Raw genomic sequence first — 15170 nt, forward strand, 5'->3', positions numbered from 1 at the left:
GGACGACGCGAATGAGCGTGCTCGAACTGCTGACCCACGGTGACGGCGTCAGCCGTTCGGTGGCCGCGCTGCTGCTCGCGATGTCGATCGCCAGCTGGGTTGTGATCCTCTGGAAAGCCTGGTTGCTGCGCGGCGGCACGCGCGACGTGCTGCGCAGCATCGCGGCGTTCTGGCAATCGGCCACCCTGGCCGAGGCCGAGCAGAAGCTCCAGGCCTTCGACCGCGCCGAACTCGTGCGGCCCGCCGTGGCCGCGCTGCGCCAGGCCGCCGCCGAAGCCCCCGGCGGCACGCTGGGCGCCACGGTCGATCGCAACCAGCGCCTCACGCGCGTGCTGCGTGGCGCGCTGCACGGCGCGCTGCGGCGCCTGCAGGCCGGGCAGATCCTGCTGGCCACCGTGGGCGCCACCGCGCCCTTCGTCGGCCTGCTCGGCACCGTCTGGGGCATCTACGGCGCGCTCGCGGGCATCGCGGGCCAGACCGGCGGCTTCACCATCGACAAGGTGGCCGGCCCGGTCGGCGAGGCGCTCGTGATGACGGCCTTCGGCCTCGCCGTCGCCATTCCGGCCGTGCTGGCCTACAACGTGTTCGGCCGCGTCGTGGGCCGCGTCGAGGCCGAGCTCGAAGGCTTTGCGCACGACCTGCTCGGCAGCTTCGGCGAAGCGCCGAAGCCCGCCGCACCGCCGCCTGCGCGGCCGATGCCGGTTTAGAGAGCTGCACACACACCATGGCCTTCGGACGCACATCGCTAGGCAGCAGCGCCGCAGGCGGCGGGCGGGCCGTGGGCGCGGGCGGGCAGCGGCCGCTGTCCGACATCAACGTCACGCCGCTGGTCGACGTGATGCTGGTGCTGCTGGTGATCTTCATCATCACCGCGCCGCTGATGGCCAGCTCGATCAAGCTCGACCTGCCGCAGACCGACGCGGGCCAGCCCAACGACACGCCCAAGTTCGTGAGCCTGTCGGTCGATGCGTCGGGCAAGACTTTCTTCAACGACAAGCCCGTGACCGACGAAGAGCTGACGGCTCAGCTCGAAAAAGCTGCCGCCGACAGCAAGGACACCGAAGTGCAATTGCGCGCCGACCAGACCGTGCCATATGGCAAGGTGGTGGCGCTGATGGGGATTGCGAACAAGGCGGGGTTGAGCCGGATCGGGTTCGTGACCGAGGCTGAGCCAGCAAAACCGCGCTGAGTCCGGTTTTGCTCCTTCCCCCTTTGGGGGAAGGTTGGGATGGGGGCACAGCGGCATCCGATTCGGCGCAGTGCTTCATTGACTGCCGTCGTGCCCCCACCCCAACCCTCCCCCAGCGGGGGAGGGAGAAATACCGAAGGCTCGAGTCAGTTCAGCTCAGCACGACCGGCTTCGTATGCCAGATCTCATGCGCGTACTCCGCGATCGTCCGGTCCGACGAGAACGCGCCCATGCCCGCCACATTGAGGATCGCCATGCGCGTCCACGCCTCCGCGTCGCGGTACAGCGCATCGACCTCGGCCTGCTTGGCCACGTAGCTCGCGTAGTCGGCCAGCAGCAGGTAGTGGTCGCCCCAGTTCACGAGCGCGTCGTAGATGCCCTGGTAGCGCGCGGGCTCGCCCGGGGAGAACGCGCCGTCGCGGATGGCGTCGAGCACGCGCTTGAGTTCGGCATTTTCTTCGTAGATCTCGCGCGGCTGGTAGCCGCGGGCGCGGATGTCGGCCACCTCGGGCGTGGTGTGGCCGAAGATGAAGATGTTCTCGGGGCCGACGTTCTCGCGCATCTCGACGTTGGCGCCGTCGAGCGTGCCGATGGTGAGCGCGCCGTTGAGCGCGAACTTCATGTTGCCGGTGCCTGAAGCTTCCGTGCCCGCAGTGGAAATCTGCTCCGACAGGTCGGCTGCCGGCATGATGATCTCGGCCAGGCTCACGCTGTAGTTCGGCAGGAACACTACCTTCAGCAGCTTGCCCACGCGCGCGTCGGCGTTCACGGTGGCCGCCACGTCGTTGATGAGGCGGATCACCTGCTTGGCCATTGCATAGGCCGAGGCTGCCTTGCCCGCGAACACGACCACGCGGGGCACGATGTCGACCGGCGCACCGCTGGCCTGCGCATCGAGGATGCGGTGATACCGCGCAATCACGTGCAGCACGTTGAGCAGCTGCCGCTTGTATTCGTGGATGCGCTTGACCTGCACGTCGAACATCGCGTCGGTGTCCAGGTCGAGCTTCAGGTGCTGCTCGACCCAGTTGGCCAGCCGCAGCTTGTTCTCGCGTTTGGCATGGCGAAAGGCGCGCACGAAGGCGGGCTGCGCGACCATGGGCCGCAACGCTTCGAGCTGCGACAGGTCGCGCCGCCAGCCCTTGCCGATGCGCTGGTCGAGCAGGCCGGCCAGCGGCGGGTTGGCCTGCGCGAGCCAGCGGCGCGGCGTGACGCCGTTGGTCTTGTTGTTGAAGCGCTCGGGAAAGATCTTGGCAAAGTCGGAAAAGATCGACTGCTTCATCAGCTCCGAGTGCAGCCCCGACACGCCGTTGATCGAGTGGCTCGCCAGCACCGCCACATACGCCATGCGCACGCGCCGCTCGCCCGCTTCGTCGACCAGCGACAGCCGGCGCATCAGTTCGACGTCGTTGCCGACCTTCTGCGTCACCGTGGCGAGAAATTTCGCGTTGATGTCGTAGATGATCTGCAGGTGCCGCGGCAGGATGCGGCCCAGCATCTCGACCGGCCAGGTCTCCAATGCCTCGTGCATCAGCGTGTGGTTGGTGTAGCTGAACACCTTCTGCGTGTGGGCCCAGGCCACGTCCCACGCGAGGCCGTGTTCGTCGAGCAGCAGGCGCATGAGCTCGGGCACGGCGAGCACCGGGTGCGTGTCATTCAGGTGGATGCTGACCTTGTCCGACAGCTGGTCGAAGCTCGTGTGGTTGCGCAGGTAGCGGCGCAACAAGTCTTGCACGCTGGCGCTGCAGAAAAAGTATTCCTGGTGCAACCGCAGCTCGCGGCCCGAGGGCGTGGAGTCGTCGGGGTAGAGCACGCGCGACACGTTCTCGGAGTGGTTCTTGCTCTCCACCGCCTGCATGTAGTTGCCGCGGTTGAAGGCCGACAGGTCGATCTCTTCGGTGGCGCGCGCCGACCACAGCCGCAAGGTGTTGGTGGCCTGCGTGCCGTAGCCGGGAATGATCGTGTCGTAGGCCACGGCGCGCACGTCGTGCGTGTCGACCCAGTCGGCCGCGCCGTAGGGAGCATTGGTGCCTTCGCGTTTTTGCACGCGGCCGCCGAAGCGCACGCGGTAGTTCACCTCGGGCCGCTGGAACTCCCACGGGTTGCCGCGCGTGAGCCAGTAGTCGGGCGTTTCGACCTGCTGGCCGTCGACGATCTGCTGGCGGAACATGCCGTATTCGTAGCGGATGCCGTAGCCCATGCCGGGCACGCCGAGCGTGGCCATCGAATCGAGAAAGCAGGCCGCGAGCCGCCCCAGGCCGCCGTTGCCGAGCGCCGCATCGGGCTCGCGCTCGGCCAGCGCGGCCATGTCGACGCCGAAGTCGGCCAGCGCCTCGCGCACGATGCCGTACAGGTCGACGGCGAGCAGCGCGTTGGTGAAGGTGCGCCCGATGAGGAACTCCATTGACAGGTAGTACACGCGCTTGAGGTCCTGCGCGTAGTTGGCGCGCGTGGTCGTCATCCAGCGTTCGACGAGCTGGTCGCGCACCGCCAGTGCGGTGGCGTGCAGCCAGTCGTCGGGGCTGGCGGCCACGGGGTCCTTGCCGACGGCGTAGATCAGCTTGTTGGCCACTGCGCGCTTGAAGGCGGCAACGTCGCGGTCGGGGTGGTCGTAGGCGAAGTCCTTGATCGTCATGGGGGGCGTTCTCGGGTGGGTTGTGGGGTGTGGCGCGACCGTTCAGGCCAACGCCCGTTGATAGACATCGATGTACTGCGCGGCCGCCGTGCCCCAGTCGGCCGGGCGCCGCATGGCGTTGCCGCGCACGCGGCGCCAGTCGGCAGTGCGTTCGTAGAGTGCGAAGGCGCGGCGCAGGGCGCGGTCGTAGTCGGCGTCGTCGAAGCGGTCGAACACGAAGCCGGTGGCCGCGCCGCTGGCCATGTCTTCCAGCGTGCAGTCGATCACCGTGTCGGCCAGCCCGCCCACGCGGCGCACCAGCGGCAGGCTGCCGTACTTCAGGCCGTACATCTGCGTGAGGCCGCAGGGCTCGAACAGCGAGGGCACGAGCGTCACGTCGCCCGCGCCGAAGAGCTGGTGCGCGAGCGCCTCGTCGTAGCCGATGGTGACGCTCACCGATTCGGGCGATGCTGCCGCGCGCTGGCGGAACGCATCTTCGAGCCAGCCTTCGCCGCTGCCCAGCAGCGCGAGCTGGCCGCCTTGGGCGAGCAGCGTGTCGAGACCGCCGAGCACGAGGTGCAGGCCCTTCTGCTCGGTGAGCCGGCTGACCACGATGAACAGCGGCGCGTCGGGGCGTTCGGCCAGCCCCAGCTGGCGCTGCAGCACCGACTTGCAACGCGCCTTGCCCGCCATGTGGCGGCCTTCGGGTGTCTGGTAGCCCTGCACCAGCGCGGCGTCGGTCGATGGGTTCCAGACCTGGTCGTCCACTGCGTTGAGGATGCCGCTGAGCACGTTGCTGCGCTGGCGCAGCAGGCCGTCGAGGCCGCAGCCCTGCTCGGGCGTCTGGATCTCGAGCGCGTAGGTCGGGCTCACGGTCGTGAGCTGGTCGGCGAAGCACAGGCCGCCCTTCATGAAGGAGACCTGGCCGTGGTACTCCAGCCCGTTCATGTGGAAGGCCGACGGAGGCAGGCCGAGTTCGGCGAAGTGCTTCGGCGCGAACAGGCCCTGGTAGGCAAGGTTGTGCACGGTGAACACGGTGCCCGTGCGCGGGTCGCCCGCGCGCCGCGCGAAGGCCAGGTAGGCGGGCGCGAGCGCTGCGTGCCAGTCGTGCGCATGCACGACGTCGGGCCGCCAGCCGGGGTCGACCCCCTGCGCGAGCTGCGCCGCCGCCCAGCCCAGCAGCGCGAAGCGCCGGTGGTTGTCGCTGTAGGGCTGGCGCGTGGTGTCTTCGTACGGATTGCCGGGCCGGTCGTAGAGCGCGGGCGCGTCGATCACGTAGGTGAGAAGCGGCGGTGCGCCGGCAATGGCGACATGCCCGGCGCGCAGGCCGAAGCGCTCGCCCCAGGGCGCGGTGAATTCGGCCACAGGCGCCAGGTCGCGCACGCCGGCCACGATGGCGGGAAAGCCCGGCAGCAGCGCGCGCGCGTCCTGCCCTGCGGCCATGAGCGCCAGGGGCAGGGCGCCGGCGATGTCCGCCAGGCCGCCGGTCTTGAGGAGGGGAAACAGCTCGGCGCTGACCTGGAGGATGCGCATGGTGCTTCGGTTATTGAACGGCGGCGGGCACGGGGTCGGGCGCCAGCCGGTGCAGCATTTCGCGCGTGACCAGCACCACGCCTGTTTCCGTGCGCTCGAAGCGCGCGGCATCGGCTTCGGCGTCTTCGCCGATCACCGTTTCGTCGGGGATCACGCAGCCGCGGTCGATCACCACGCGGTTGAGCCGGCAGCCGCGGCCCACTTCGACGTCGGGCAGCAGCACGGCTTCGTTGATCTCGCAGAAGGAGTGGATGCGCACGCCCGAGAACAGCACCGCGCTGCTGATCTTCGAGCCCGAGACGATGCAGCCGCCCGAGACGATGGTGTTGACCGTCATGCCGTGCTTGCCCTCGCGGTCGAGCACGAACTTGGCCGGCGGCAGCTGCCGCTGGTAGGTCCAGATGGGCCAGTCCGTGTCATAGATGTCGAGCTCCGGGGTGATCGAGGCCAGGTCGAGGTTGGCTGCCCAGAATGCATCAATCGTGCCCACGTCGCGCCAGTAGGCCTTGGCGTCGGGCCCGCGCGAGGCGCGCGTGACGCACGACATGCTGAACGGATGCGCCAGCGCGCGCCCCTCGGCCACGGCGCGCGGGATGATGTCCTTGCCGAAGTCGTGGCTCGAATCGGGGTTGGCGTTGTCTTCCTCGAGCAGCCGGTACAGGTAGGCCGAGTCGAAGATGTAGATGCCCATGCTGGCCAGTGCCATGTCGGGGTGGCCCGGCATGGCGGGCGGATCGGCCGGCTTCTCGAGGAAGCTGGTGATCTGCCGGCCGTCGTCCACCGCCATCACGCCGAAGGCCGTGGCCTCCATGCGCGGCACCTCGATGCAGCCGACGGTGCAGCCCAGTCCGCGCTCGGCGTGGTCCTTGAGCATGACGGAGTAGTCCATCTTGTAGATGTGGTCGCCGGCCAGCACCACCACGTAGTCGTGCGGCGTGGAGCGGGTGCTGATGATGTCCAGGTTCTGGAACACTGCGTCGGCCGTGCCGCGGTACCAGTGCTCGTCGCCCATGCGCTGCTGCGCGGGCAGCACGTCGACCATCTCGTTGAGTTCGGCACGCAAGAAACTCCAGCCGCGCTGCAGGTGGCGCATGAGCGAGTGCGACTTGTACTGCGTGACCACCGCCATGCGCCGGATGCCGGAGTTCAGGCAGTTGGACAGTGCGAAGTCGATGATGCGGAACTTGCCGCCGAAGTACACGGCCGGCTTGGCGCGGCGGTCGGTGAGCTGCTTGAGGCGGGAGCCCCGGCCGCCGGCCAGCACCAGTGCGATGGTGCGGCGGACCAGTTGATGGGCCTGCAGGGGCGGCTGCGTGGCCGGGGTGCCCTGGGTGTTGAGCTTGTCCATCTGTGTCTCCGTTCGTTCAGTCGTTCGTTGTTCGTTCGTCGTCAGAGTGTCCGCAGCGAGTCTGGCACTGTGCTGTGAGCTTGGCTCCTACGTTCTTGCAAGCCAGAGGCTCGAAACCGGAACCTCCACCACGCGTTCCAGCGGGCGGGGGGCGGTGCGCAGATCGTCGGCGTCTTCGGCGTCGGTCGCAAGGCAGCAGTGCCAGTCGCCGTCCGGCAGCGTGAAGGTGGCGGGGCTCGGGCCCGCATTCACCAGCACCAGCCAGGCGTTCTCGGCATGCCCGAACAGGATCGCAAGGGCCGTGCCCGCGTGCCAGTCGGCCGGTGCCATCGGCTGGCCGTCGGGACGCAGCCAGCGCAGGCCCGGTGGGGCGCCGGCCGGTGGCTCGGCCGGCCACCAGCGCGCGCTGCGCAGCACCGGCGCCTCGCGCCGCAGGGCGGTGAGCCGCGCGACGAAAGCCGTGAGGCGCGCGCGTTCGCTGGCCGGGTCCGACAGGCCGATCCAGCCGATCCAGCCGAGCCAGGTGGTCTCGTTGTCCTGGCAGTAGGCGTTGTTGTTGCCGTTCTGGCTGTGGCCGAGTTCGTCGCCGGCCAGCAGCATCGGCGTGCCCTGCGACAGCAGCAGCGAGGCGAGCAGCGTGCGTTGCAGGCGGGCACGCATCGCGCGCACGGCGGGGTCGTCGCTCGGGCCTTCGACGCCGCAGTTGGTGCTCAGGTTGTGCGCGTGGCCGTCGCGGTTGTCTTCGCCGTTGGCGAGGTTGTGGCGCGCCTCGTAGCTCACGAGATCGCGCAGCGTGAAGCCGTCGTGTGCGGTGATGAAGTTGACACTCGCGGTCGGTGCGCGGCCATCGTGCGCGAAGCTCGCGCTGGAGGCGGTGAAGCGGTGCGCGAAGTCGCCCAAACCCGTGGCGCCCTCGCGCCCCTGGCGCAGCCAGAAGCCGCGTTGCGTGTCGCGGAAGCGGTCGTTCCATTCGAGCCAGCCCGGCGGGAACTCGCCGAGCCGGTAGCCGCCGGGGCCGATGTCCCAGGGCTCGGCGATGCGCAGCGTGCGCGACAGCACCGGGTCTTGCGCGATGGCCGCGAAGAAGGGCGCGCGTGCATCGAAGCCGCGCTGTGCGTCGCGGCCCAGCACGGGCGCAAGGTCGAAGCGGAAGCCGTCGACGCCCATCTCGCAGGCCCAGAAGCGCAGGCTGTCCATCACGAGTTGCAGCACGCGCGGTTCGCCGAGGTTGAGGCAGTTGCCGGTGCCGGCCCAGTTCTCGTACAGCGCGCGGTCGTCGGCGCGCAGGTGGTAGTACAGGGCGTTGTCGATGCCGCGCAGCGAGAGCGTCGGGCCGAGCTCGTCGCTCTCGGCGCTGTGGTTGTAGACCACGTCGATCACCAGTTCCATGCCGCGCGCATGCACCGCATCGGCCATCGCGCGGAACTCGCTCGCGGGCGTGGTGCCGGGGCGGCCGCTCCAGAAGCGCGCCTCGGGGGCGAACCAGCCGATGGTGTTGTAGCCCCAGTGGTTGGTCAGGCCTTGGGCGAGCAGGCGCGGTTCGTCGGCGCGGTGCTGCACGGGCATGAGGCTGAGGGTGGTGACGCCCAGGCGTTGCAGGTGGTCGAGGACGGCGGGTTCGGCTAGCCCTGCGTAGGTGCCGCGCAAGGGTTCTGGTACGCCTGGGTGTTGGTGGGTGAGGCTGCGGATGTGCAACTCGTAGAGGACGCGGTCGGTGGGGGGGATGTGGGGGCGGCCTGTTGTTTGGGGGGTGTTGTTGGGGGCTGTGACGCGGGCTTTGAGTGCGATGGGGGCGTTGTCTCGGATGTCGCGTTGGGTTGGGTTTGTGGGGGCGTGGCCCAGGAAGAGGTCGCTGCCGTTGTAGTGGCCGAGGATTTCTCGGGCGTAGGGGTCCAGGAGGAGCTTGGCGGGGTTGAAGCGCTGTCCTTCTGCGGGGGCCCAGGGGCCGTGGACTCGGTAGCCGTAGATCAGGCCGGGTCTTGCGTTGGGGAGCAGGCCGTGCCAGATGCCGTCTGTGCATTCTGGGAGCGCTAAACGTTGCTGTTCGCTCTGGCCTGTGTTGTCGAAGAGGCAGAGTTCTACTTTGCTTGCTGATGGGGCTGCGATTGCGAAGTTGACGCCTTGTGGTGATGGCGTTGCGCCTAAGGGGAGGGGATGGCCTGGGCTCAGCATGTTGCTTGTGCTCCTGAGCGTTTGTTTCCCGAGGCCGGGACTCGCCCCGGCGGGCGACTTACTTTCTTTTGCTTCGCCAAAAGAAAGTAAGCAAAGAAAAGGCGACCCCACTGTCTGCGTCCCTCCGCTTCGCTGCGGGCAACCTGCGGTGCTCGCGTTTCGCGGGGTCTCGCAGAACTCGCTGCGCTCAAACAGCTGCGAGCCCTGATCCGCGAAACGCTGCGCTCCTCGGCGCATACAGAGGGGGTGGGCACCGAACGGGCCATCGCTTTGCTCGGCTTGCAATCGGGCCTTTGCTTCGCTCGGCTTTGTTGTGGTTTTTGGGCCGCTGCTTTGTTCGGCGGCCGGACTGGCTCCCTCTCCCCTTGGGGAGAGGGAGCGGGGGAGGGCATCGGCCTTTGTGCGGGCCAGGCGATGTTTCCGTGCCGTCGGCCCTCACCCCCACCCTCTCCCAGAGGGAGAGGGAGCCAGTCAAACGGCGAAGCGAAGCCCGGCATGTCTTCAAGCCCCCCGGCGCCCATCCCCGCCGAGCGAAGCGAAGGCCCGTGGACTGGCCGAGCAAAGCGAAGGCCTGCTGGATCCCCAAGCCCTTCTGTATGCGCCGAGGAGCGCAGCGTTTCGCGGATCAGGGCTCGCCCTTGTTTGAGCGAAGCGAGTTTGGGCGAGACCCCGCGAAATGCGAGCACCGCAGGTTGCCCGCAGCGAAGCGGAGGGACGCAGACAGCAGGGTCGCCTTTCTTTTGCCTACTTTTCTTTGGCGAAGCAAAGAAAAGTAGGTCGCCCGCCGGGGCGAGACCCGGCCTCGGAAAGCAAAAAAGCCCAGAGCGTTTCAAGCCAACACCCACATCAAAGTAGCGAGTGGCGGCACGCGGATCACGATCGAGTCGCCCTTCCCATGCCAAGCCACAGAAGAACTCTCAACCACCCCGTTCCCCACGCCGCTACCGCCATACACCGAACCATCGGTATTGATGATTTCGCGATAAGCCCCCGCGACAGGAACGCCAAGCCGATACCCCTCCCGAACCACAGGCGTGAAGTTGCAAGCCACTAAAACAAACGCCCCGTCCCGCGCCCGACGAACAAACGCAAACACCGACTGCGCCACATCGTCATGCACGAGCCACTCGAACCCAGAACCCTCGTGATCCAGTTCATGCAAAGCAGGAAAGTGCCGATACACGTTATTCAGATCGCGCACCAACCGCCGCACCCCTTGATGCGCCGCATGCTCCAGCAAATGCCAGTCCAACCCGCGATCCGCATTCCACTCTGCGTACTGCGCAAACTCCCCCCCCATGAACAGCAACTTCTTCCCCGGATAACCCCAGAGGTACCCATACAGGTTGCGCAACCCCGCGAACTTCTGCCATTCATCCCCCGGCATGCGCCCGATCATCGACCCCTTCCCATGCACCACTTCGTCATGCGACAGCGGCAACACGAAGTTCTCGCTGTGCGCGTACATCAGCCCGAACGTGACCTGCTGGTGATGGTGCTTGCGATAGACCGGATCGGTCCCGGCATACGCCAGCGTGTCGTTCATCCACCCCATGTTCCACTTGTAGTGAAACCCCAGCCCGCCGTCTTCCGGCGGTCGCGTCACACCAGGAAAGCTCGTCGACTCCTCGGCGATCGTCACCGCGCCCGGACGCTCCACGCCCACCACGCGGTTCATGCGGCGCAGGAAATCGATGGCCTCCAGGTTCTCGCGTCCGCCCTGCGCATTCGGCACCCACTCGCCGGCCTTGCGGCTGTAGTCGCGGTACAGCATCGACGCCACCGCATCCACGCGCAGGCCGTCCACGCCGTAGCGCTCCAGCCAGTACAGCGCGTTGCCGACGAGGTAGTTGCGCACCTCCGTGCGGGCGTAGTTGAAGATCAGCGTCTGCCAGTCGTTGTGAAAACCCTCGCGCGGATCGGCGTACTCGTACAGCGCGGTGCCGTCGAAGTTGCCCAAGCCGTGCGCATCGGTCGGAAAGTGCGCGGGCACCCAGTCGAGGATCACGCCCAGCCCCGCGGCATGCGCGGCTTCGACGAAACGGCGGAAGTCGCCGGGTGTGCCGAAACGCGAGGTCGGCGCATAGAGGCCGATCGGCTGGTAGCCCCACGAGCCGTCGAAGGGGTGCTCGGTGATGGGCAGCAGTTCGATGTGCGTGAAGCCCAGGTCGCGCACATAGGGCACGAGCGTGTCGGCCAGCTCGCGGTAGTCCAGCCATTCCTGGCCGTGGTGCTTGCGGCGCCATGAACCCAGGTGCACTTCGTAGATGCTGATCGGTGCCCCGTGCGCATTGGCCTCGGCGCGACCGGCGGGCATCGGCACCGGCGCGGGCAGCGGTGCCACGACGCAGGCGGTGCCGGGCCGCAGCTGCGACGAGAACGCGAAGGGGTCGGCCTTGCGCAGCACCTCGCCCTGCGCCGACAGAATCTCGAATTCGTAGCTGTCGCCCACGGCGACGTGCGGCGCGAAGATTTCCCACACGCCGCATTCGCGACGCAGCCGCATCATGTGGCGACGGCCGTCCCAGTTGTTGAAGTCGCCCACCACCGACACGCGCCGCGCATTCGGCGCCCACACGGCAAAGGCCACGCCCTTCACGCCGTCGATCTCGCGCAGGTGCGCGCCCAGCCGCTCCCACGGCCGCAGGTGCGTGCCCTCGGCCAGCAGCCACACGTCGGTCTCGCCGAGCACGAAAGGAAAGCGATAGGGGTCTTCGAGCCGCGTGGCATGGCCCGCGTCCCAGTCGACCTGGAACGAATAGCCCATGCGCGCCTCGGCCGCCGGCACGAGGCCGCTGAACAGGTCGGTGCCTTCATGCCGCGCGAGGATCGACAGCGGCCAGCCGGTGCGTGAATGCACCACGGCCACCTGCCGCGCGCCGGGCATCAGCGCGCGCACCTCGAGCCCTTCGGCCGCCTCGTGGGGGCCGAGCACGGCGAATGGGTCGCCGTGTTCGGCGCGCATCAGCGCGTGGATGTCGGCCGGCTTGAGGAAAGAAGGAGAAGAAGGGGGCATGGGGTTCAGCGTCCTCCTGCTGCGGCGGGCATGCCGAAGCACACGCCATATGGCGCCAGTGTCAGCAGGGGCTTTGATGAGGGGGGATCGGTGGTGACGGTCGCGGTCGATGCGAGCGGGTGCCCGGTCAGCGGCACCCACAGGCCGGGCAACGGGATCGACACCGGTTCGCTCCCCGTGTTGAAGATCGCATGCAGCACCGCATCGCCCTCGCTTCGCACGAGGTGCAGCAGCGGCTCGGGTGCATCGACAAACGCCAGCGCACCCGTGCGCAGCAGCGGCTGCGTGCGGCGCCAGTGCAGCAGCGCGCGGCTGAAGGCCAGCATCGAGTCGGGGGCGTTCTCCTGTTGCGCGACCGCCAGCGGCAGGTGCGCGCTGTCCACCGGCAGCCAGGGCGTGCCGGTGCTGAAGCCTGCGTTCGGTGCGTCGGCGGTCCAGGGCATCGGCGTGCGGCAACCGTCGCGGCCCTTGAACTCGGGCCAGAAGGCGCGGCCGTAGGGGTCTTGCAGCAGCTCGAAGGGCACGTCGGCCTCGGGCAGGCCCAGTTCTTCGCCTTGGTAGAGGCTGGCGCTGCCGCGCAGCGCGAGCAGCAGCGCCAGCCAGAGCCGGTTGCGGCGCGTGTCGGGCGCGGCGCCGTCGCTCCAGCGCGTGGCGACGCGCGGCACGTCGTGGTTCGACACCGCCCAGCAGCCCCAGCCGCCCGTGGGCGCGAGCGCGGCGTCGAGCGTCTCGACCTGATGGCGCAAATGCTTCGGGCTGTGGTCGGCCGTGAGCAGGCTGAAGCTGTAGGCCAGGTGCAGGCGCTTGCCGAGCTCGGTGTACTGCGCCATGACGGGCGGCGCGTTCTCGTCGCCGACCTCGCCCAGCGCGACCGCGCCGTAGCCGTCGAGCAGCTGGCGCAGGCGCTCGAGGAACACGAGGTTCTCCTGCTGGCTCTTGTCGTACAGGTGCTGCTGCATCGCATACGGGTTGTCGGCGCGCACGGTGCTGACCTCGTCGATCGACGCGCTCGTGGCCGGCGGGTTGTCGCGCAGCAGCGCGTCGTGGAACTGGTGGTTGCAGGCGTCGAAGCGGAAGCCGTCCACGCCGCGCTCGCACCAGAAGCGCACCTCACCGAGCAGGGCGTCCTGCACCTCGGCGCAATGGAAGTTGAGATCGGGCTGCTCGGTGAGAAAGCTGTGCAGGTAGTACTGCCGCCGACGCGAGTCCCACTGCCAGGCCGAGCCGCCGAAGACCGAGAGCCAGTTGGTGGGCGGCGTGCCGTCGGGCTTGGGGTCGGCCCAGACGTACCAATCGGCCTTGGGGTTGTCGCGCGAGCTGCGGCTTTCGACGAACCAGGCGTGCTGGTCGGACGTGTGCGAAAGCACCTGGTCGATGATGAGCTTCAGCCCCAGCGCGTGCATGCGTGCGCGCATGGCGTCGAAGTCGGTCAGCGTGCCGAACAGCGGATCGACCGCGCGGTAGTCGGCCACGTCGTAGCCGAAGTCTTTCATGGGGGAGCGGAAGAAGGGCGAGACCCAGACCGCGTCGACGCCGAGGCTGGCGACGTGGTCGAGCTTCGACGTGATGCCGGGCAGGTCGCCGACGCCGTCGCCGTTGCTGTCCATGAAGCTGCGCGGGTAGATCTGGTAGATCACTGCGCCCCGCCACCATTCGCTGTTGCTGCCGCTCATGCCTGCCCCTGTGGTCGAAATTCATTGTGGCACGCGAAATCCGGGCCAGCAGTACGCTGATGCGGACAGCCGCCGCGCAAGAAGTGGGTAAATTCAGGAGGGCGGGACGCTGCCGTCCCGCCCCCGACCGATGACCACCGACGACACCGCTTTCTCCCCCTCCGCTCCTTCCGCCCGACCCATCGGCCTCGCTGCGCTCGAACGCCGGCTCGCCCAGGACCTCGACTACCTCGGCTGGCCCGCCCGCGCCTGGGTGCCGCCGCGCCAGATCGACGGCGAGCCCGTGCTCGACGTGGCCATCATCGGTGGCGGCCAGGCCGGGCTGGCCGCGGCGGGCGCGCTGGCGCAGCAGGGCATCCGTGCCGTGATCTTCGATCGCGCGCCGGCCGGCCGCGAAGGCCCCTGGGCCACCACGGCGCGCATGGAAACCCTGCGCTCGCCCAAGGAACTCACGGGCCCTGCGCTGGGGCTGCCCTCGCTGACCTTCCGTGCCTGGTTCGAGGCCCAGTTCGGCACCGAGGCCTGGGCCGCGATGGACAAGATCCCGCGCCTGCAGTGGATGGACTACCTGGTCTGGTACCGCCGCGTGATGGGCGTGGACGTGCGCAACGACACCGCCGTCACCGGCCTGCAGCCGCTGCCCGACACCAGCGCCGTGCGCCTGGACCTGCGCACGCCCGACGGCGAACGCCGCGTGCTGGCGCGCCGCGTCGTGCTGGCCACCGGCCGCGACGGCCTCGGCGGCCCGGCCGTGCCCGCGTTCGTGGACGGCCTGCCGCGCGCCAGGTGGGCGCATTCCTCCGACGAGATGGACTACGGCCGCCTCAAGGGCCTGCGCGTGGGCGTGGTCGGCGCGGGCTCCTCGGCCATGGACAGCGCCGCCACGGCGCTCGAAGCCGGCGCGCACAGCGTCGAACTGCTGATCCGCCGGCCCGACCTGCCGCGCGTCAACAAGGGCAAGGGCGCCGGCGTGCCGGGGCTCACGCAGGGGCATTACGACCTGCCCGACGAGCTCAAATGGCGCATTCGCCACTACATCAACGTGCTGAACGTGCCGCCGCCGCATGGCAGCACGCTGCGAGTGTCGCGGCACGCCAATGCCTTTTTCAACTTCGGCTGCCCGATCCTGGCCGTGGCGCCGCAGGGCGAGGCGCTGCGCGTGACCACGCCCAAGGGCGACTTTGAATTCGACTTTTTAATTGTGTCGACCGGTTTCCAGGTCGACTGGGCCGCCCGCCCTGAATTCGCGGGCATTGCCGCCCACATTCGCACCTGGAAAGACCGTTTCACGCCCGCGCCCGGTGACGAAGACCGCGAACTGACCGATTCGCCCGACCTCGGGCCGGCCTTCGAATTCCAGGAAAACGCGCCCGGCGCCTGCCCGGGGCTGGATCGCATCCACTGCTTCTGCTACCCGGCGGCGCTGTCGCACGGCACGGTGTCGGGCGACATTCCGGCCATCAGCGACGGCGCGCGGCGCTTGGCGTCGGGGCTCGCCAGCCTGTTCTACCGGGAAGATGCGGCCCACCACTGGGCGAATCTGGAGGCCTACAGCGAGCCGGAACTGTTCGGCGACGAGTGGACGCCCGCCCCGCCGCCGCAGGAAAGGGCCTGATTCCGGCACG

Annotated in this window: 9 protein-coding genes; 3 read left to right on the forward strand and 6 right to left on the reverse strand. The window is 68.5% G+C overall.

The window, feature by feature from the left end; genetic code table 11:
• Positions 1-11 precede the first annotated feature (11 nt).
• Together RZE79_RS02280 and RZE79_RS02285 are read left to right on the forward strand one after the other, a co-directional pair.
• Positions 12-707: a MotA/TolQ/ExbB proton channel family protein gene (locus tag RZE79_RS02280; protein ID WP_153281020.1), complete on the forward strand. Its 696-nt coding sequence runs from the start codon at positions 12-14 to the stop codon at positions 705-707.
• 17 nt (positions 708-724) lie between these two features.
• Entirely contained in the window at positions 725-1189 is a 465-nt protein-coding gene (locus RZE79_RS02285; RefSeq protein ID WP_153281019.1) for a biopolymer transporter ExbD, read from the forward strand.
• A 151-nt stretch (positions 1190-1340) separates the two neighbouring features.
• On the opposite strand, the gene RZE79_RS02290 is transcribed toward RZE79_RS02285, so the two are convergent.
• The 6 genes from RZE79_RS02290 to RZE79_RS02315 all read right to left on the reverse strand — a co-directional run bounded on the left by RZE79_RS02290 (position 1341) and on the right by RZE79_RS02315 (position 13545).
• Positions 1341-3824 carry a glycogen/starch/alpha-glucan phosphorylase gene (locus RZE79_RS02290; protein ID WP_319358854.1) on the reverse strand — a complete coding sequence of 828 codons (2484 nt, stop codon included), beginning with the start codon at positions 3822-3824 and terminating at the stop codon, positions 1341-1343.
• A gap of 42 nt (positions 3825-3866) precedes the next feature.
• Entirely contained in the window at positions 3867-5336 is a 1470-nt protein-coding gene (glgA, locus tag RZE79_RS02295) for a glycogen synthase GlgA (RefSeq protein WP_319358855.1), read from the reverse strand.
• A gap of 10 nt (positions 5337-5346) precedes the next feature.
• The gene (gene glgC, locus RZE79_RS02300; protein WP_153281016.1) at positions 5347-6684 is read right to left on the reverse strand and encodes a glucose-1-phosphate adenylyltransferase; all 1338 of its coding nucleotides are present in this window, start codon (positions 6682-6684) and stop codon (positions 5347-5349) included.
• Positions 6685-6771: 87 nt separating this feature from the next.
• Entirely contained in the window at positions 6772-8856 is a 2085-nt protein-coding gene (glgX, locus tag RZE79_RS02305; protein WP_319358856.1) for a glycogen debranching protein GlgX, read from the reverse strand.
• 829 nt (positions 8857-9685) lie between these two features.
• Positions 9686-11872, reverse strand: a complete 2187-nt coding sequence (glgB, locus tag RZE79_RS02310; protein WP_319358857.1) for a 1,4-alpha-glucan branching protein GlgB — start codon at positions 11870-11872, stop codon at positions 9686-9688.
• Between the two features lie 5 nt (positions 11873-11877).
• On the reverse strand, positions 11878-13545 hold the full coding sequence (locus RZE79_RS02315; RefSeq protein ID WP_319358858.1) for an alpha-amylase family glycosyl hydrolase: 1668 nt from the start codon (positions 13543-13545) through the stop codon (positions 11878-11880).
• 130 nt (positions 13546-13675) lie between these two features.
• Here RZE79_RS02315 and RZE79_RS02320 point away from each other — a divergent pair, with 130 nt between their 5' ends.
• Positions 13676-15160 carry an NAD(P)/FAD-dependent oxidoreductase gene (locus RZE79_RS02320; RefSeq protein WP_319358859.1) on the forward strand — a complete coding sequence of 495 codons (1485 nt, stop codon included), beginning with the start codon at positions 13676-13678 and terminating at the stop codon, positions 15158-15160.
• Positions 15161-15170: the final 10 nt, after the last annotated feature.

The sequence above is a fragment of the Variovorax sp. EBFNA2 genome (genome assembly GCF_033802765.1).
GTDB classification, from domain to species: Bacteria; Pseudomonadota; Gammaproteobacteria; order Burkholderiales; family Burkholderiaceae_C; genus Variovorax; species Variovorax paradoxus_H.